Below are 17,286 nucleotides of genomic sequence, written 5' to 3' on the forward strand. Positions count from 1 at the left end.
GGACGTGGTCGCTCCAGGCGTCGGCGGTGCGGGCAGTCTTGGTGGCGGTCGCGTCGTCGCCGGTGATGAGGAGGATGCCGCGGGCGGGGTGGAGGAGGTCGGCGACGCGTGCGGTGGTGCCGTCGGTGCGGCGGATCTCCTGGTCGGGGGGCATGCGCAGGCCGAGCAGCGGGTGCTCGCCCGGGCCCATCGGATACCGGATGCCCAAACCGCTGACGACGCCGGCCAGTTGCCCGGCCGCGTCCTTGTGCGCCACCAGCTCGCCCAGCACCTCGCGGACCGGGTCCATGGCGTCGTCGCCCAGGTACAGCATCGACGCCGCCTGCGCGTTGCGCACCAGCGCCGCGCCGACCGGGTGGCGTTCGGCGTGGTACGTCTCCAGCAGCCCGTCCGGGGCCCGCCCGGCCAGCACCAGCGCCAGCTTCCAGCCGAGGTTCGCCGCGTCCTGGAGACCGGCGCTCAGCCCCCACGCGGCCAGCGGCGGCATCGCGTGCGCGGCGTCGCCGGCCAGCAGCACCCGGCCCTGCCGGTACCGGTCGGCGAGCCCGGCCGCATTGCCGCAGGCCCACAGCCACAGCGGCCGCGCGCCGTGGATCGACTCGCCGGTCAGCCGCTGCCACGCGTCGGCGACCCGCTCGAAGGTCAGGGTGCCGGGGTCGGGGTCGGGCGGCAGGGTCCGGTCATGGACCACGACGCGGTAGCGGCCCTCGCCCAGCGGCGTGCACACCACCATGTTCCCGCCCGGCAGCCGCTCGCCGATCGGCCGCGGGCGCAGCGTGACGCCGCTGATCTCCGCGGTGTACATGCCCCGTGTCGCCGCCCGCCCGGTCACGGTGATGCCCGCCGCCGCACGGACCGCGCTGTGCGGGCCGTCGCAGCCGACCACGTAGGCGGCGGCCGCCTCGCCGGGGCCGTCCGGCCCCGCGAACGACACGGTCACGCCGTCGGCCGTCTCGCGCAGCCCGGTCACCTCGTGGCCGCGCCGCACCGGGACGCCGAGTTCGGCGAGCCGGCCCTCCAGCATTTCCTCGGTGCGGGCCTGCGAAAGGCCCAGCACCCCGCTGTGGTCCTCGTCGAGAATGCCGAGGTCGAAACGCACCCCGCCGAAGTGCCCCATCGGGCCCCAGCGGAAGGGCGCCAGCCGGGACAGCAGGCCGCGCTGCGCCAGGGATTCCGCGGCCCGCCGGTTGAAACCGAGCGCGCGGGATTCCCCGGACCGGGCGGAGAGCTTTTCGTAGACGGCCACCTCCACGCCGCCCAGACGGAGTTCGCCCGCCAGTAACAGGCCGACCGGGCCGGCCCCGACAATGATCACGCCAGTTTCCACGAGGGCCCTCCAACATAGGGCGGGTGGTGAGTCATCGGCTCAGAATTGCATGCCGCCGGGCGCGCTCGCAATGAGAAGAGGCGGTGCGCGAAAACGCCGGCGGAGCCTTGCGAAAAAGCGGCGGATACACCGCGTGCGAAAAGGCGTTCAACCGCGGAATTTCCGCGGTTGACGCCTCGTCGCGGCACTTCGTGAAAGCCGGTGTCAGCTTTCGGCGGGCGGCGCCGGTGCCGGATTGGCCGCGCAGGTCGCGTCGGCGCCCGGGCCGGCCGCCGGGCGGCTGCCGTCCTTGAAGAAGGCGCTGACGTACGCGTTCATACAGGCGTTGGCGTTGCGGGACATGGACGTCTCGTGTTCGAAGCCGCCGTGCTCCACCACCAGCCGGGAGTCGGGGAACTCGCGCTGCATCCGCAGGGCGCCCGACAGCGGGGAACTGCCGACGTCGTCGCCCTGGAGCAGCAGCACGTCCGCGCCGCTGCCGATCCGCTGCGGTGTCGCGGCCGGCACCGGCCAGAAGGCGCAGGGCGCGTTGTACCAGGCGTCGGACCAGGTCATCATGTGGTCGCCGGCGGCGTACCGCGCCGCGTAGTCCTGCTGCCAGCGCTTCCAGTCGTGCGGCCAGGGCGTGTCGACGCACTGCACCGCGCTGTACATGGCCTGCTTGTTCTGCGTCGGGGTGCCCGGCACGCCGAAGCCCGCCTGGAGCCCGGCCGGGTCCGCGCGCAGCACCCAGTCGGCGAGCGCCTTGGCGTTCGCGGCCCAGGAGGAGCGGCGGTAGAGGCTGACGAGGAAGATGTCGGAGTACTCCGACGGGCCGATCTGCCCGCTGATCGGCGCTCGGCGCACCGCGTCCATGCCCTGGTAGTAGCGGGCCTCGACGGCGGCCTCGGTGGTGCCCAGGTGGTAGGTGGCGTCATGGGCGGCGATCCAGGAGAAGTACGTGCCGGCGCTCTTCTCGAAGGTGTCGCTCTGCGCCAGGTCCGTGGCGTACCAGGTGCCGGCCGGCGCGACCACGGTGTCCAGCACCATCCGCCGTACCCGGCTGGGGAACATGGAGGCGTAGACCGCGCCGAGGTAGGTGCCGTAGTCGTAGCCGAAGTAGCTGATCCGCTGCTGGCCGAGCGCCTGCCGGATGCTGTCGAGGTCCCGGGCGGCGTCCTTGGTGCCGAGGTACGGCAGCACGTCGCCGTAGGCGTCGCCGCAGCTGCGGGCGAAGCTGCGGGCCCGGTCCACCCAGGTGCTCATCTCGGCGGCCGTGCGCGGCACGTAGTCCGGCCGGGCCTGACCCGGCCACAGGTAGGCCGGGTCGCAGGTGACCATCGGCTCGCTGGCGCCGGTGCCCCGCGGGTCGAAGCCGATCCAGTCGTACTGGGCGCCGGTGCCGGTCGGCAGGCCGGAGGTGCCAGTGGCGAAGCGGGTGGGCAGGTCCCGCCCGAACTGGCCCGGCCACTGGCCGCGGTTGAGCAGCACCACGCCCTGGTACTGGTCGTCGGGCGCGGTGTGCCGGGCCCGGGTCAGCGCCAGGGTGATCTGCCGGCCGCCGGGCTCGGCGTAGTCGAGCGGCACCCGCAGGGACCCGCACTCCAGCCCCTTGAGGAGGGTGCCGACGAGCGGGTCGCTGTCCGGGCAGGGCGCCCAGCTGATGGTCCCCGCCGCCGGCGTGACCGCCGTGACCGCCGCCGCAGCCGTCCTGGCCGCCGCGGGCCCGGTGGCCGCCTGCGCCGGTGCGGCCGCGGCCACCCCGGCGAGCGCGGCCACCGCGGCCACCGCCGCGACGAGTCTTCGTCTCCGTGACGTCTTCCGCATCGTGTCTCCCCCATCGTGTCCGGCGGCCCGCCGGCGTCGGCCGGCCGGTGCCGCAGCTGCTCACTGGTTGCCTCGCGCCGACGGACGGGCGGTCAGGGCCGGTTGACGCCCTCGGGCGCGAGCGGACCGCCCGCGCCGCCCATCCGCCGCATCCGATCCCGCATCGAGGCGGTGGTGTTGACGTGCGGGAACTCCTCCGCCGGCACCTCGACCCCGAGGAAGTCGCACAGCGGCTCCCAGCCCTGCTGCACGTCGAGGACGAGCAGCCGCTCCCGGGGGACGGAGTCGATGATCTGCTGGTTGCGCCGGTGGTACACCTCGATCGCGTGGGCCCGGTCCTCGAACCGGCCGTCGAAGAGCCCGTCCCACGTCATGGCGGTCGTCATCCGCAGCACCCGGGCCTGCCGGGAGCCCTCCTGCGGCGGGTCCTCCCGGCCTTTGAGCACGAACTGGAAGAGCGTGTGGTACGTGCTGTCGTACCAGCCCTCCGCGTCGCGCACCGTGAGCACCACCTTGGCCGCGGGGAACGCCTCGGCGATCGGGCGGTAGTAGAAGGAGGGCGGGCCGTCCACGGCGGAGGTGTAGCCGTCGAACACCGCGGCCCAGTCCGGCTCCTCGCCGTCGCAGACGATGCCCTCCCACTGCCGCAGCCGCTTCTCGTCGCCGACGATGTCGAACATGTGGTAGCAGGGGCCCAGGCCCAGCCGCTCCAGTGCCACCTGCAACGACGTCGTCCCGGTCCGGCCCAGGCCGGCGTTGATGAGCTTGAGCATCGTGATGACTTCCCTCCGTGCGTACGGTCGGCAGGCGCCTGCCGAGGCGGTCGGCGCGCGTCAGCGCCAGTCGGCCGGTACCTGCCGGGTGGAGACGTTGACCCGGTTCCAGAGGTTGACCAGGCCGATGTGGAGGACCAGCGCGGCGAGTTCCTCCGCCGTGAAGTGCGCCTCGGCCTGCGCCCAGACCTCGTCGGCCACCGGGTCCTCCCGCCCGCTGATCTCGGTGGTCGCCTCGGCCAGCGCCAGTGCGGCGCGCTCGGCCCCGGAGAAGCAGTCCGCCGCGCGCCACCCGGCCACCCGCGGCAGCCGCTCGTCGGCCGCGGCGGCCGGCCCGAGGTCGGCCGGCAGCGTGTAGCGGCGGCCGTTGATCTGGCTCACCCGCAGCCGGACCAGGTCCAGGGTCCGCTGCGGCACACCGGTCGCGCCGATGACCTTGGACAGGTCGAGCAGCGGTTGCAGGGCGTCCGGCACGATCAGCGAGGGGTTGTTCATCCGCGGTGGCATCGGGTCATCTCCTGGGAGTCGGGGCCGAGCCGCGCCGCCCGAGCGCCCCCTTCCGGGTGCGCGGCGGCGGGTGCCGGGGCCCAGGCTGCCGCCCGGCACGCGGCGGCGGCAACTGAACGCACCGGAACGCCGTGCGGCCGGTGGCACCCGGCGTGCTCGACTGCGGAGCGGGCGCGGTTGAGCACGCCCTGAACGGCCCGGGCGTCGACAACCGCCGTGCCGGTGCGCACAGTTCGGGGAACCCCCGCCACCACGGGAGGGGCCTCGCACACGCCGGCCGGGGCGGCCGGACCACCGCAGAAGGGACGGGCCGCGATGACCGGGAAAGCCGCCGTGACCGGAGAAGCCGGGGAAGTCGGAGAAGCCGGGGAAGCCGGGGAAGCCGGGGAAGCCGACACCGCCGGGAAGGTCGCGCTCGTCACGGGCGCCAACAAGGGGATCGGGTACGAGACGGCGCGCCAGTTGGGGCAGCGGGGCATCCGCGTCCTGGTCGGCGCCCGGGACGAGGGACGCGGCAAGCAGGCCGCCGACGCGCTGGCCGCCGGCGGCATCGACGCCGAACCGCTGCGGCTGGACGTGACCGACGCCGCCGGCGTCGCCGAGGCGGCGGCCCGTATCGAGCGGCGCCACGGCCGCCTGGACATCCTGGTGAACAACGCGGGCGTCGCCGGCGGCTTCACCGGCGCCCCCAGCCAGGCCACGGCCGACGACCTGCGCGCGGTCTACGAGACCAACGTCTTCGGCGTGGTCACCGTCACCCGCGCGATGCTGCCGCTGCTGCGCCGCGCCCCGGCGGGCCGCATCGTCAACATGTCCAGCCACATCGGGTCGCTGGCCCTGCACGCCGACCCGGACTCCCCGCTCGCCGGGGTCAACATGATCGCCTACCAGTCCTCGAAGACGGCCCTCAACGCGCTGACCCTCGCCTACGCGAAGGAGCTGCGGGGCACGGCGGTCAAGGTCAACGCCGCCCACCCCGGCGTGGTGGCCACCGACATCAACCACCGCCGCGGGCACCGCACCCCCGCCCAGGGCGCCGTGATCGCCGTACGGCTGGCGCTGCTGGACGCGGACGGGCCGTCCGGGGCGTCGCTGGCCGAGGAGGGCCCGGTGCCGTGGTGACGGCCGCGGGCGGGCGGGACAGGCGGGCGGGGCAGCCGGGCGGGGCGGGCTGGCCCGGGTGCAGCGGGCCTCGTCCGTTCCTCGGGCCGTACTCCACCGCGCGCGGGCAGGGTGGCGGGCGGCCGGCTCCCCGCCCCGCTGCGGCGGGGACCGAGCGGCCGCCGGAATCCGACGGAGGAGGAGAGCCCGACCGATGAGCTTCGTCAAGGTCTGCCCGGAAGAGAAGGTCCCGGCCGAAGGCGCGATCGCGGTGGAGGTCGACGGCACCGCGGTCACGCTGGCCCGCAGCGGCGGCACGGTCTACGCGGTCGGCGAGCTGTGCTCGCACGCCGAAGTGCCCCTCGCCGAGGGCGAGGTCTACGACGGGACGATCGAGTGCTGGCTGCACGGCTCCTGCTTCGACCTGAAAACCGGCGCCCCCTCGGGCCCGCCCGCGACGCGCCCGATCCCCACCTACCGGGTGAAGGTCGAGGACGGCTACGTCCACGTCGCGCCGGGCCCCGCGGCCGCGGCGGGTGAGCCGTCCGGCGAGCTGGCGGGCGGTCAGGCGTGACGGCCGCGGCAACCGGAGAGCGGCGCCCGGTCGTCGGGATCGCCGCGCGGACCGCGCCGGTCACCCTCCAGGGCAGCGCGCTGACGGTCAGCCTGGCGCTCCAGTCCCATGTGGACTTCCTCGCCGCGGCCGGCTGCCTGCCCGTGGTGCTGCCGCTGGCCCACGGCGCGCAGGAACTCGCCGGCACCCTCGACGGCCTGCTGGTGCCCGGCGGCCCCGACGTCGACCCCGCGCTGTACGGGCAGCCGCCGCACCCCAGCACCCGGGCCGTCCGCCCGGACCTGGACCGCGCCGAACTGGCGCTGATCGGCGCGGCGCTGGCGGCGGACCTGCCGCTGCTCGCCGTCTGCCGCGGCATGCAGCTGCTGAACGTGCAGCGCGGCGGCACCCTGCACCAGCACCTGCCGGAGACCACCGGCGACGACTCCCACCGCCCGGCCACCGCCGGCTTCACCTTCGGCCGGCACGCGCTGGAGCTCCGGCCCGGCAGCCGGGTCGCGGGCATCCTGGGCGACGGCGGCGCCGAGTCGTTCTGCCACCACCACCAGGCCGTCGACACCGTCGGGACCGGCCTGACCGCGACCGCGTGGGCCCCCGACGGGACGGTCGAGGCCGTCGAGGCCGACGGCCGGCCCTTCGCCGTGGGCGTGCAGTGGGAGGCGGGCCAGACCGCGGACGACCGCTTCCACCGGGCGCTCGCGGGGGCCGCTGCCGCACGGGCCGGGCGCAGGCACCCGCAACCCGCGGGGTCCACCCGTCCTTGACCGCGGCTACAGACGCCGTCGGCACGCTACGAGAACACCGCGGCCCGAGCGCACCGCCGCGCACCCGCACCACCACTCCCGCACATCACCACCCCTGCGCACCACCCCAGTCCGCGTCAGTGCCAGGACGCGGCGGGCCGACCGGCGACCGGCGGCCCGGCCCGTGCGGCAGCCCCCGCGAGCGCGCGGCTGCCACCTCCAGGAAGGACCACAATGGCAGCAGTCGAGGTTCCGGTTCTGATCGTGGGCGGCGGCGGATGCGGCCTGGCCGCCTCCAACTTCCTGTCCGACCACGGTGTGGCCCATCTGCTGGTGGAGCGGCACTCCGACACCGCCCACGTGCCGAAGGCGCACTACCTCAACCAGCGCACCATGGAGATCTTCCGGCAGCACGGACTGGACCGGCCGATGACCGAGCAGGGCGCGCCCCTGGAGCTGTTCGGCGGCCTGCGCTGGCTGACCTCGCTGGCCGGGGACGAGCCCATGGACACCCGGCTGATCCACGAGATGGACGCCTTCGGCGGCGGCGTGCTGCGCGAGCGCTACGCCGCGGCCGGCCCCGTCCTGCCGGTCAAGCTGCCGCAGGTCAGGCTGGAGCCGATCCTGCGCCGCACCGCGGAGGAGCGCAATCCCGGCCGGGTGCGCTTCGGCCACGAGATGACCGGCTTCGAGGACCGGGGCGACCACGTGGTGGCCGAGATCCGCGAGGTCGCGACCGGCGAGACCACCACCGTCACGGCGCAGTACCTCATCGGCGCCGACGGCGGCCGCACCGTCGGCGGCGCGCTCGGCATCGAGATGCAGGGCCTGCACGGCCTCCTCGACGTCACCACCGCCTACTTCGCCGCCGACCTGTCGCCGTGGTGGCAGGAGGGCACGCTGCTCACCCACTTCCTCAACGCCTACGACCCCGACCTGTGCAGCAACCTCATCGAGATGGGGCCGAGCTGGGGCAAGGCGTGCGAGGAGTGGGTGCTGCACTTCCCGCCGATGCCGGACGGCCGCCTGGACGAGGAGGCGGTCACGGCCCGCATCCGCGAGCTGCTGCGCGTGCCCGACCTGGAGCTGACCTTGCACCACGTGACGAACTGGACCGTGGAGGCACTGGTCGCCGAGCACTACCGCAAGGGCCGCGTGCTGCTGGCCGGGGACTCCGCGCACCGCCAGCCGCCGACCGTCGGCCTCGGCCTCAACTCCGGTATCCAGGACGCCCACAACCTCTCCTGGAAGCTGGCCGCGGTGCTCTCCGGCCGGGCCGGCGACGCCCTCCTGGACAGCTATGAGGCCGAGCGGCGCCCGGTGTGCCGGCACAACGTCGACTGGGCGGTGTCCGCCGCCTCCCACCACCAGACGGTCCTGGAGACGATCGGGCTGGGCCCGCACGCGCCCCAGCAGCGCCGGGAGCGGATGTTCGCCCGGTTCTTCGAGGAGTCCCCGATCGGCGACGTGGTGCGGGCGCGCACCGCGGAGATCCTCGACACCCACCGGGCCGGCGGGCAGGCCCACGACCTGGAGATCGGCTTCGCCTACGAGCAGGGCGCGGTGCTCCCCGACGGCAGCGCGCCGCCGCCGCGCACCGCGATGCGCGACGTCTACCACCCCACGACCCGGCCCGGGCACCGGCTGCCGCACGCCTGGCTGGAGCACGACGGGAGGCGCGTGTCGACCCACGACCTGGCCGGCCCCGAGCGCGGCTTCGTCCTGCTCACCGGCCCGGACGGGGCCGCCTGGTGCGAGGCGGCCGCCCAGGTCGCGGAGAAGCTCGCCACCCCGGTCACCGCGGTCCGGATCGGCGGCGCCGGCGCCCCGTACACGGACACCGACGGCGGCTGGGCGGCCGTACGGGGGACCGCCGCGGACGGCGCGATCCTGGTGCGCCCGGACAACCACGTCGCCTGGCGTGCCGCGACCGCCGCGGACGACCCGGCGGCCGCCCTGGCCGACGTGCTCACCCGGCTGCTGGCCGGCCCCGGCGCGTAGCGGTTCGCGGCCCGGACACGGCAGGCGGTCCAGGAAGGCCCGCACAGCGCAACGACCAGGCGGCTGAGGCAGCCGAGACGGAGGCAGACGGTGACGGTGGACGGGACGGTGCTGGTCCTGGGCGGGACCGGCAGACAGGGCGGCGCGGTGGCCCGTGAACTGCTGCGCCGCGGGCGGACGGTGCACGCGCTGGTGCGTGCGCCGCAGTCCGCGGCGGCGCAGGCGCTCGCCGCGCGGGGCGCGGTGCTGGTGCCCGGCGACTTCGACGACGAGGCGTCGCTGCGCGCGGCGATGACGGGGGTGCACGGCGTCTTCAGCGTCCAGACCTTCCGCACGCCGGGCGGGTCGGACGCCGAGGAACGGCACGGCAGGACAGTGGCCGACGCCGCCGCGGCCACGGGCGTCGCGCACTTCGTGTACAGCTCGGTGGGCGGCGCCGAACGCGGCAGCGGCATCCCGCACTTCGAGAGCAAGTGGCGCATCGAGCAGCACATCGACAAGCTCGGGCTGCCCGCGACCGTACTGCGGCCGGCGATGTTCCACGACGTGCTGCGCGACATCGGCCCGCGCCGCGCGGACGGCGGGCTCGTCCTCGGCCTGTGGCTGCGCCCGCAGGTCGCGGTGCAGGTCATCGCGACCTCCGACATCGGCGCGTTCGCCGCGGACGCCTTCGACGACCCGGACGCGTGGCGGGGCCGGCAGGTCGAGATCGCGAGCGACGAGTTGACCGGGCCGCAGATGGCCGAGGCGTTCGCGCGCGTCTCGGGCCTGCCGACCCGGTACGAGCAGCAGTCCTTCGAGCCGCTGCGGGCCGCCCGCCCGGACCTGGCCCGGATGTTCGACTGGCTGGACCGCGAGGGCTACCGCGCGGACCTGCCCGCGCTGCGCCGCCGGCGCCCGGACCTGGTCGGCCTGGAGAGCTGGCTGCGGGCGAACTGGACGGTGCCGCCTGCCGCTTCGGACTGACCGCGCGCACCGCGACCGGCCCGCCTCCGCGGCACAGGGGAGGCGGGCCGGTCGTGTGTGCCGCAAGCGGCGCTGCGCCGTCGGCGCAGGGAGCGCACGTGCGCGTACGGTACGGGGACCCGCGGGCCCCCGTGCCGTACGCGGTGGTTCGGGCGGTCGGCGCCGCCGCTCAGGAGGTGGCGAAACCGGCGAGCACCCGGCCGAGGATGTCGGTGTGGATGCGGTGCCAGGTGCCCGGCAGCCCCATGCCCCAGCCGTTGGGCAGGGCGCGGGCGGTCGCGCGGGCGGCGTCGCGCAGCCAGTCGCCGGTGCTCTCGCTGTGGACGACGAGCGCGGGGACCCGCAGCGTCGCGAGGCGCTGCTCGGGCACCTCGAAGTCGCCGAGGATCGCGGTGTCGTACAGCAGCGTGTGGGCGTTCGTCTCGTTCGTCGCCCACAGCGGGCCGCGCCGCCAGTCCGCGAGGACCGCGGGGGACAGGCCGAGCAGTTCGGTGAGCCAGTACTCCGCGGTCTCGCCGCGCCGCCCGTCCGCGAGCAGCCCCCGCAGCACCTCCATGCAGTCGGCCGGCGGCTTGGGGTACCCGGCGGTGCGGAAGTACGGCTCGTGCAGCGCCAGTCTGGTGATGGGCAGCCCGGCCATGGCCGCCTCGAGCGCGAGGTTCGCGCCGGTGGACCCGGCGAACACCACCGCCGCGCCGCCCGCCTCGTCGATCAGCGCGGCCAGGTCCTCGATCTCCCGCTCGACGGCGTACGCCGGGCTGTCGCCGCTCTCGCCGCGCCCCCGGCGGTCGTAGACGTACACGGTGCAGTGCGGGGCGAGTTCGGGCACCAGCGCGTCGAAGATCGTGTGGTCGCGGAACGCGCCGTTCATCAGGACGATCGGCGGGCCGTCGCCCGCCGACCGGTAGGCGATCGTCGTGCCGTCCCGCGATACGACCTTCCGCATGGCGCTCTCCTCACGCTGGGCTGGTGGTGGCCGGTACCGCCACTGTCCGGCAGGCCGGTGGACGGCCGGTCGAGCGCCGATCGCACGCCACCGCCCGGGCCGCGGGCCGGGGTCCACCCGGACTCGACCGGGACTGCCGCCGGGCCTGTCGACACTGGGGCCACACCCAATCCATGAGGGAGCCGGCGGAATGGCGGACAACGGAATGTCTCGGACGCGCGAAGTCCCGCATGTGGTCGTCGTCGGGGGCGGTGTCGCGGGCCTCGCGGCGGCGTTCTTCCTGCGGAACGAACCGGTGCGGGTGACGGTCCTGGAGGGGTCGTCGCGGATCGGCGGGCAGCTCGCCGTCTCGGAGCTGGCCGGCACCGTCGTCGACGAGGGCGCCGAGTCCACGTACGCCAAGCGCCCCAAGACCGCGCGGCTGCTGAAGGAGGCCGGGCTCGCGGACCGGGTCGTCTCGGCGGGCACCAAGGCGATGGCGATCAGGACCGGCGGCGCCCTGCGCCCCCTGCCGGACCGCCAGTTCATGGGGGTGCCCTGCGACATGGACGAGCTGGCCGGCGCCGGCCTGTTGTCCGGCGCCGCGGTGGACCGGGCCCGCGAGGACGCCGTGCGGCCCATGTCAGCGCCGGACGGCGACGTGTCGGTGGCGCAGTTCGTCGGGGCGCGGCTGGGCCGCGAGGTCGTGGACCGGCTCGTCGACCCGTTCCTGGCCGACGCGTACTTCGGCCGCGCTGACGAGCTGTCCGCCGCGGCCACGCTCTCCCCGCTGGTCGGCGCCGCCCGCCGGCACCCCTCCCTGGCACAGGCGGCGGCCGCGCTGATCCCGCCGCTGCCGGCGGACGGCGTACGGCCCCCCACGGGCATCTCCACCCTCGTCGGGGGCCTGGGCCGGCTGCCCCGGGTGCTCGCCGACGCCCTGCTCGCCGCGTCGCCCGGCTCGGCGGTGCGCACCGGGTCCGCGGTGCGGGAACTCGCCCGCGCCGCACACGGCTGGCGGCTGACCGTGGACACCGCCGCCGGGACGCAAGTGGTCGACGCGGACGCCGTCGTCCTCGCCGCGCCCGCCGGAGCGGCCGGCCGGCTGCTCGCCGGGGTGCCCGGGGCCGGCGCCGCCGCGAGTGGGCTCAGCGGAGTCCCGCACGCCGGCTCGGTGATCATCACCCTCGCCTACCCGCGCGGCGCGCTCGACGCCATGCGTGCCCTGGGCCACAGCGGCTACCGGGTGCCCGCGGTGGACGGGCGGCCGATGAAGGTCGTCACCTTCTCCACCGTCAAGTGGCCGCACCTGGCCGGTGAGGTGGAGATCGTACGCTGCCAGGCCGGGGGCAGCGGAGACGGCGCCGTGCTGGAGCGCGACGACGCCGACCTCGTCGCGCTCGCCGCGGCCGAGGTCGCCGACGCCGCCGGGGTGGTGGGCGACCCGGTGGCGGCCCGGGTCAGCCGCTGGGCCGACGCGGTGCCCCAGTACACCGTCGGGCACCTCGACCGGGTGGCGCGGATTCGCGCGTCCGTGGCCGCGCAGCCCTCCCTCGCGGTCTGCGGCGCCGTGTACGACGGCGTCGGGATCGGCCAGTGCGTGGTCAGCGCGCGGGGGGCCGTCGACCAGGTGCTCGGTTCGCTGCGCGCCGCCGCGCCGGCCGCCCCGGCGGCGGCGCGGGCCCGGGACTGACGTGCCGTCCGCACCGCATCCCCGTTCCGTCCCATTGGAGGCCCGACGTGGCGCAAGGCACCCCGACCCCTGTCGACTTCTGGTTCGATCCGCAGTGCCCCTGGGCGTGGATCGCATCGCGCTGGATACACGAAGTGGCGCTGCTGCGGCCGGTGGAGGTGCGCTGGCGCGTGATGAGCCTCGCCGTCCTCAACGAGGGCCGCGACCTGCCGGAGCGCTGGCGGGCGGCGAACGGCATCGGCCCGGTGCGGGTGTGCGCCGCCGCCGAGCAGAAGTACGGCCCCGAGGTGCTCGGCCGCCTCTACACCGAGCTGGGCACCCGCTACCACCATGAGAAGGCGCCGCGGGACCGGGCCACCGCCGCGGCGGCGCTCGAAGCCGCGGGCCTGGACGGCGACCTGGCGGAGGCGATGGACACCGCCGAGTACGACGCGGCGCTGCGGCGCTCGCACCGCGAGGGCATGGAGCAGGTCGGCGACGACGTCGGCACACCGGTGATCTCGGTGGCCGGGAACGCGTTCTTCGGGCCGGTGGTCACCCCGGTGCCGCGCGGCGCGGCCGCCGCGAAGCTGTGGGACGGGGTGCTGGCGGTCACCTCGACCGACGGGTTCTTCGAGTTGAAGCGCACCCGCGACCGCAGGCCGAGCTTCGACTGACCGCGGCCGGCCCGCTCCCTCACACCCGAACACGCCGTGCCCCGTTCGCCGTTGCGGACGGGGCACGGCCAATGGTGATAATGCTCGCAGAACGCCGAGGGGGCCGCGCCCCCGCGGCCGGATCGCGACACTGGACCCGGACCGGCCCCGCCGACAGGAGCAGACGATGAAGTTTCGGACCCAGGTCGAGCCCCCGGAGCCCATGCGCGGGCTGGAGGTGCCGCCCGAGATCGTCGAGGAACTCGGCGGGGGAGCGCGGCCGCCGGTGACCATCACCGTCAACGGCCACACCTGGCGCAGCCGGCTCGCCATCATGCGCGGCCGGCACCTGATCGGCTTCAGCAAGGCCAACCGGGCGGCCGCGGGCGTCGACACCGGCGAGGAGGTCGAGGTCGAACTCGCCCTGGACACCGCGCCGCGCACCGTGACCGAGCCCGAGGACTTCGCCGCGGCGCTGAAGGCCGACCCGGTGGCCGCCACGGCCTACAACAGCCTCACGCCCAGCCGCAAGCGCGAGCACATCCGGGCCGTCGAGAGCGCGAAGAAGCCCGAGACCCGGGCCCGCCGCATCGCCAAGGCGCTGCTGACGCTGCGGGAGCAGGACCTGTCCTGACCGGCCGGGGGAGCGGCGCTCAGCGCTTTGGGCGCCGCTGCTCCCGCGCGTCCCGCTCTCGCGGGTGGTGCTGCTCCCGCGCGTCCGGCTGCCGTTCCCGTGCGTCCCGCTCCCGCTCGCGCTGCTGCTCCCGTGCGTCCCGCTCCCGCTCGCGCTGCTGCTCCCGCCGCTGCTCGCGGTGCTGCTCCCGCTGCCGCCGGCGGTGCTCTTCCCGCTGCCGTTCCAGGTGCCGCCGCTCGGCCTGCCGGCGGCGGCGCCGCTCCTGCCGGTCCTGCCGCCGCCACTGGCGCAGCAGTGAGCGCTCCAGCGCGCTCAGCGGGTCCTGCGGGCGCAGGCGTTCGGGGTGCGCGGGCGGCGGGCCGTCCGGCTGCTCCGGCTCCTGGTCGAAGGGCGGCCAGCCCGGCACCCACAGCCCCAGGGCGTGCATGGCCCCGTAGGCGCCCAGGGAGCGGCACACCTCGCCGACGAAGCGCCTGAGCAGGGCGAGGGCGGCCATGGACGGGGTCCCTTCGCGTCGTGCCCCCCGGTGCGGGAGGCGGTGACGCTACTGTCCGCGGCACGGTTGGAGCCGGGCTGGAAGCCCGCTCAAGCAGGTGCGGGGCCGCCGGGCGCGCACGCGGACGGCCCCGGGTCCCCGCCGGGCGGGGAGCCGGGGCAGTGCCGCGCGGGGCCGGTCAGCCCCAGTCGCCGGCCATCTGCTGGGTGGTGACGTTGAGCCGGTTGAAGAAGTTGGTGAGCGCGACCATCAGCACGATCGCGGCCAGGCCCTTCTCGTCGAAGTGGTCGGCGGCCGCGTCCCAGACCGCGTCCGGCACCGGGTCGCTGCGGTCGGCCAGCCGGGTGGCGTGCTCGGCCAGCGCCAGCGCGGCGCGCTCCTCGTCGGTGAACAGGGTGGTCTCGCGCCAGGCGGCGACGGCGAACAGCCGCTCCTCGGTCTCGCCGCTCTTGCGGGCGCCGCGGGCACCGGAGTCCACGCAGGAGCTGCACCCGTTGATCTGGCTGGCGCGCAGGTGGACCAGGTCCAGGGTCGTCTTCGGGACGCCGCCGGAGTAGATCGCCTTGTACATGTCCTGGATGGACTGGGTGGCGCCGAGGATCATCGCCGGGTTCTTCATGCGCGCTTCCATGGTCATTGCCTTTCGTGCCTTTCGGGGGTGAACACACGGCGCCGCCGCGGGGCGGCGCCACTTCTATGACGACCGCCGCCGCGGGAGTGTGACAGCGGGGGCGCACCGGCACCCGAACGGCCCCCGGCGGTGGTGCGCCGGGGCGGGAAAGCGGGGCGCCGCACCGCGGGGGTCGGCGCGACGCCCCTCGTCACCCGTCGCGGCCGGTCAGGCGCCGACGTCCGCGCGGGTGGTCTCCACCGGGCGCCCGCCGTCGGGCGGCGCCTGGGTCTCGGGGTGGCCCGGGCGCCAGATGCCCGGGCCGATCGACAGCGACAGGGCGGGCACCAGCAGGCTGCGCACCAGGAAGGTGTCCAGCAGGATGCCGACCGCGATGAGCAGGCCCTCCTGGAGCGAGGAGACGGTCGGGATGGTGGCCAGTACGCAGAAGGTGGCCGCCAGGACGATCCCCGCGGAGGTGATCACCCCGCCGGTGACGGTCAGGCCGGTGAGCACGCCCTCGCGGTGCCCGCGGCGCCGGACCTCCTCGCGCACCCGCGCCATCAGGAAGATCGTGTAGTCCACGCCGAGGGCGACCAGGAACAGGAACCCGATCAGCAGCAGGCTGCGGTCCATGTGCGGGTAGCCGATCGCGTGGAAGAGCAGCGAGGCGGCGCCGACCGCGGCGGCGTAGGACAGGATCACCGACAGCAGCAGCACGATCGGCGCGACCACCGACCGCAGCACCAGCATCAGCATGGCCAGGACCACCAGCAGCACCAGCGGGATGAGCAGCATCTCCTCGTCCTTGGTGGCGTTCGCGGTGTCGAGGGCGATGGCGCTCTGGCCGCCCACGACCGCGTCGGAGGTCTCGCCCGGCGCGCTGCCCAGCGCGCTGCGCATGCGGTGGACGGTGGCGCGGGCGGCCGGGGTGTCCGGGGCGTCCTTGAAGACCGCGGTGATGTGGGTCCAGCCGCCCGCGGTGCGCTCGATGTCCGCGCTCTGCACGCCGGGCACCGACTCCACCACGCGCAGCGCGCTGTCGCCGGCCTGGCTGGGCACGTAGACGTCGGCGGGCTCCGAGGCGCCGGCGGGGAAGTGCGCGGCCAGCACCTTCTGGCCCTCGATGGAGCCGACGGACTTGGTGAACTGCTGGGCCTGGGTCTGGCCGGTCTCCACCGTGGCGGTGCCGGCGGCGAGGGCGGCCAGCACCACGATGCAGCAGGCCCACACCACCCGCGGCCGGCGGGCGACGGCGCCGGCCACCCTGGCCCAGGCGCCGTGCTCCTGCTCCGCGCCCGCCCGGTAGCCGGGGGTGTGGCGCGGCACGAACGGCCAGAACGTCCAGCGGCCGAGTACGACCAGCAGCGCGGGCAGCAGCGAGGTCATCGCCAGGAACACCACCGCGATGCCGATCGCCACCACCGGGCCGAGCCCGCGGGTGGAGGTCATCCGGCCGAAGACCAGGCACAGCGAGGCCAGCACGACGGTGGCCGCGGAGGCCGACAGCGCCGAGATCGAGCGGCCCACCGCGATCCGCATCGCCTCGTGCCGGTCCTCGTGCCGGTGCAGTTCCTCGCGGTAGCGGGCGATCAGCAGCAGCGCGTAGTCCGTGCCGACGCCCACGCACAGGATCATCAGGATGTACGTGCTCAGGCCGTTGACGAGCAGCCCGGCGTGCGCGGCGAACAGGTACACCACGCCGCTGGCCACCTCCGCGGCCAGGAAGACCGACAGCAGCGGCACCAGCCACAGCACCGGGCTGCGGTAGGTCAGCAGCAGCAGGATCGCGACCACGGCGAGGGCCGCGCCCAGCAGGGCGCCGTCCATCCCGCTGTACACGTCGGCGAAGTCCCGGATGCTGCCTGCCTCACCGGACACCTTGGTCTCGAGCCCGGCCGGCGCGCCGTCCCGGACGACCTTCTCCGACCGGTCCACGGCGTGGGTGAGCACGTTGTTGTCGCTGGGGCTGGTGCGCAGCGGCAGGCTGATGAAGGCGGCGACGTGGTCGGTGGAGAACTCGGGGGCGGACACCGGGCCGACGGCGACGTCCTTCAGGGCGCCGCTGTCCGCGGTGATCTTCGCGGTGTCGGCCGCGGTGAGGCCGCCGGCGCGGGTGTAGACGATCACCGCGCCGCTGGTGTGCCGGTCCGCGAAGTGCTTCTCGGCGATCTTGACCGCCTGGGTGGACTGGGCGCTGGAGGGCAGCCAGGTCTCCTGGTCGTTGTTCTGGACGTGGCCGATCTTGGCGCCGAGCGATCCGCCGGCCGCGATCAGGACCAGCCATATCACCAGCACCGCCCACTTCGAGCGGCGCCCGCTCACCAGCCGGGCATAGCCCGCGGTGAAGCCGTCTTTGGGCCCCGACCTGACACTTTGTGTGATCGGTTGCTCATTCTTGGTAGTCATGCCAGCTCGCAAGAGGTCGGGGAGGCCGTTCTCCACGGCTCCGGTCAGCGGGGTGGGGCGTGCGCGTCGGGACGCGGCTTCGTCGG

The 17,286-nt window shown here is 75.1% G+C and carries 16 protein-coding genes; 8 read left to right on the forward strand and 8 right to left on the reverse strand.

Features of this window, described 5'->3' with window-relative positions; all coding sequences use genetic code 11:
- From AC3ERT_RS15510 to AC3ERT_RS15525, 4 genes are all read right to left on the reverse strand, one after another.
- The coding region (locus tag AC3ERT_RS15510) for an FAD-dependent monooxygenase (protein WP_435174692.1) at positions 1-1,315 on the reverse strand (1,315 nt) is incomplete at its 3' end.
- Positions 1,316-1,531: 216 nt separating this feature from the next.
- The gene (locus AC3ERT_RS15515; protein ID WP_435174695.1) at positions 1,532-3,133 is read right to left on the reverse strand and encodes an alpha/beta fold hydrolase; all 1,602 of its coding nucleotides are present in this window, start codon (positions 3,131-3,133) and stop codon (positions 1,532-1,534) included.
- 92 nt (positions 3,134-3,225) lie between these two features.
- Positions 3,226-3,906, reverse strand: coding sequence for a sulfotransferase family protein (locus tag AC3ERT_RS15520; protein ID WP_435135033.1), 681 nt, complete (start codon positions 3,904-3,906; stop codon positions 3,226-3,228).
- A 60-nt stretch (positions 3,907-3,966) separates the two neighbouring features.
- Positions 3,967-4,413, reverse strand: coding sequence for a carboxymuconolactone decarboxylase family protein (locus tag AC3ERT_RS15525; RefSeq protein ID WP_335979354.1), 447 nt, complete (start codon positions 4,411-4,413; stop codon positions 3,967-3,969).
- 315 nt (positions 4,414-4,728) lie between these two features.
- Here AC3ERT_RS15525 and AC3ERT_RS15530 point away from each other — a divergent pair, with 315 nt between their 5' ends.
- The 5 genes from AC3ERT_RS15530 (at position 4,729) to AC3ERT_RS15550 (ending at position 9,798) form a co-directional block, all read left to right on the forward strand.
- Positions 4,729-5,535, forward strand: coding sequence for an SDR family oxidoreductase (locus AC3ERT_RS15530; protein WP_435174698.1), 807 nt, complete (start codon positions 4,729-4,731; stop codon positions 5,533-5,535).
- A gap of 193 nt (positions 5,536-5,728) precedes the next feature.
- On the forward strand, positions 5,729-6,088 hold the full coding sequence (locus tag AC3ERT_RS15535) for a non-heme iron oxygenase ferredoxin subunit (RefSeq protein WP_435174701.1): 360 nt from the start codon (positions 5,729-5,731) through the stop codon (positions 6,086-6,088).
- Positions 6,085-6,852: a gamma-glutamyl-gamma-aminobutyrate hydrolase family protein gene (locus tag AC3ERT_RS15540; RefSeq protein WP_435174704.1), complete on the forward strand. Its 768-nt coding sequence runs from the start codon at positions 6,085-6,087 to the stop codon at positions 6,850-6,852. The genes AC3ERT_RS15535 and AC3ERT_RS15540 overlap by 4 nt, the downstream gene beginning before the upstream one ends.
- 213 nt (positions 6,853-7,065) lie before the next feature.
- The gene (locus AC3ERT_RS15545; protein WP_435174706.1) at positions 7,066-8,832 is read left to right on the forward strand and encodes an FAD-dependent monooxygenase; all 1,767 of its coding nucleotides are present in this window, start codon (positions 7,066-7,068) and stop codon (positions 8,830-8,832) included.
- Between the two features lie 90 nt (positions 8,833-8,922).
- Positions 8,923-9,798 carry an NmrA family NAD(P)-binding protein gene (locus AC3ERT_RS15550; protein ID WP_435174708.1) on the forward strand — a complete coding sequence of 292 codons (876 nt, stop codon included), beginning with the start codon at positions 8,923-8,925 and terminating at the stop codon, positions 9,796-9,798.
- Between the two features lie 169 nt (positions 9,799-9,967).
- On the opposite strand, the gene AC3ERT_RS15555 is transcribed toward AC3ERT_RS15550, so the two are convergent.
- Positions 9,968-10,744, reverse strand: a complete 777-nt coding sequence (locus AC3ERT_RS15555; protein WP_335979365.1) for an alpha/beta fold hydrolase — start codon at positions 10,742-10,744, stop codon at positions 9,968-9,970.
- 190 nt (positions 10,745-10,934) lie between these two features.
- Between AC3ERT_RS15555 and hemG the strand changes: the two genes are divergently transcribed.
- The 3 genes from hemG (at position 10,935) to AC3ERT_RS15570 (ending at position 13,685) form a co-directional block, all read left to right on the forward strand.
- Complete coding sequence (gene hemG / locus AC3ERT_RS15560; protein WP_435174711.1) at positions 10,935-12,416, forward strand: protoporphyrinogen oxidase; 1,482 nt, start codon at positions 10,935-10,937, stop codon at positions 12,414-12,416.
- 47 nt (positions 12,417-12,463) lie between these two features.
- The gene (locus AC3ERT_RS15565; protein WP_435174714.1) at positions 12,464-13,072 is read left to right on the forward strand and encodes a mycothiol-dependent nitroreductase Rv2466c family protein; all 609 of its coding nucleotides are present in this window, start codon (positions 12,464-12,466) and stop codon (positions 13,070-13,072) included.
- Between the two features lie 166 nt (positions 13,073-13,238).
- Positions 13,239-13,685, forward strand: a complete 447-nt coding sequence (locus AC3ERT_RS15570; protein ID WP_335979371.1) for a YdeI/OmpD-associated family protein — start codon at positions 13,239-13,241, stop codon at positions 13,683-13,685.
- A 19-nt stretch (positions 13,686-13,704) separates the two neighbouring features.
- On the opposite strand, the gene AC3ERT_RS15575 is transcribed toward AC3ERT_RS15570, so the two are convergent.
- The 3 genes from AC3ERT_RS15575 to AC3ERT_RS15585 all read right to left on the reverse strand — a co-directional run bounded on the left by AC3ERT_RS15575 (position 13,705) and on the right by AC3ERT_RS15585 (position 17,116).
- On the reverse strand, positions 13,705-14,181 hold the full coding sequence (locus AC3ERT_RS15575) for a DUF6059 family protein (protein WP_435174716.1): 477 nt from the start codon (positions 14,179-14,181) through the stop codon (positions 13,705-13,707).
- A gap of 178 nt (positions 14,182-14,359) precedes the next feature.
- Positions 14,360-14,812, reverse strand: coding sequence for a carboxymuconolactone decarboxylase family protein (locus tag AC3ERT_RS15580; RefSeq protein ID WP_335979374.1), 453 nt, complete (start codon positions 14,810-14,812; stop codon positions 14,360-14,362).
- A gap of 207 nt (positions 14,813-15,019) precedes the next feature.
- Positions 15,020-17,116: an MMPL family transporter gene (locus AC3ERT_RS15585; protein ID WP_435135060.1), complete on the reverse strand. Its 2,097-nt coding sequence runs from the start codon at positions 17,114-17,116 to the stop codon at positions 15,020-15,022.
- Between the last annotated feature and the right edge of the window lie 170 nt (positions 17,117-17,286).

This window comes from Actinacidiphila sp. bgisy145 (assembly GCF_057708125.1).

Coding starts and splice junctions, on each gene's coding strand:
- AC3ERT_RS15515 (WP_435174695.1), bottom strand. CDS start 3,133: ATGCGGAAGACGTCACGGAGACGAAGACTCGTCGCGGCGGTGGCCGCG.
- AC3ERT_RS15520 (WP_435135033.1), bottom strand. CDS start 3,906: ATGCTCAAGCTCATCAACGCCGGCCTGGGCCGGACCGGGACGACGTCG.
- AC3ERT_RS15525 (WP_335979354.1), bottom strand. CDS start 4,413: ATGCCACCGCGGATGAACAACCCCTCGCTGATCGTGCCGGACGCCCTG.
- AC3ERT_RS15530 (WP_435174698.1), top strand. CDS start 4,729: ATGACCGGGAAAGCCGCCGTGACCGGAGAAGCCGGGGAAGTCGGAGAA.
- AC3ERT_RS15535 (WP_435174701.1), top strand. CDS start 5,729: ATGAGCTTCGTCAAGGTCTGCCCGGAAGAGAAGGTCCCGGCCGAAGGC.
- AC3ERT_RS15545 (WP_435174706.1), top strand. CDS start 7,066: ATGGCAGCAGTCGAGGTTCCGGTTCTGATCGTGGGCGGCGGCGGATGC.
- AC3ERT_RS15555 (WP_335979365.1), bottom strand. CDS start 10,744: ATGCGGAAGGTCGTATCGCGGGACGGCACGACGATCGCCTACCGGTCG.
- hemG (WP_435174711.1), top strand. CDS start 10,935: ATGGCGGACAACGGAATGTCTCGGACGCGCGAAGTCCCGCATGTGGTC.
- AC3ERT_RS15570 (WP_335979371.1), top strand. CDS start 13,239: ATGAAGTTTCGGACCCAGGTCGAGCCCCCGGAGCCCATGCGCGGGCTG.
- AC3ERT_RS15575 (WP_435174716.1), bottom strand. CDS start 14,181: ATGGCCGCCCTCGCCCTGCTCAGGCGCTTCGTCGGCGAGGTGTGCCGC.
- AC3ERT_RS15580 (WP_335979374.1), bottom strand. CDS start 14,812: ATGGAAGCGCGCATGAAGAACCCGGCGATGATCCTCGGCGCCACCCAG.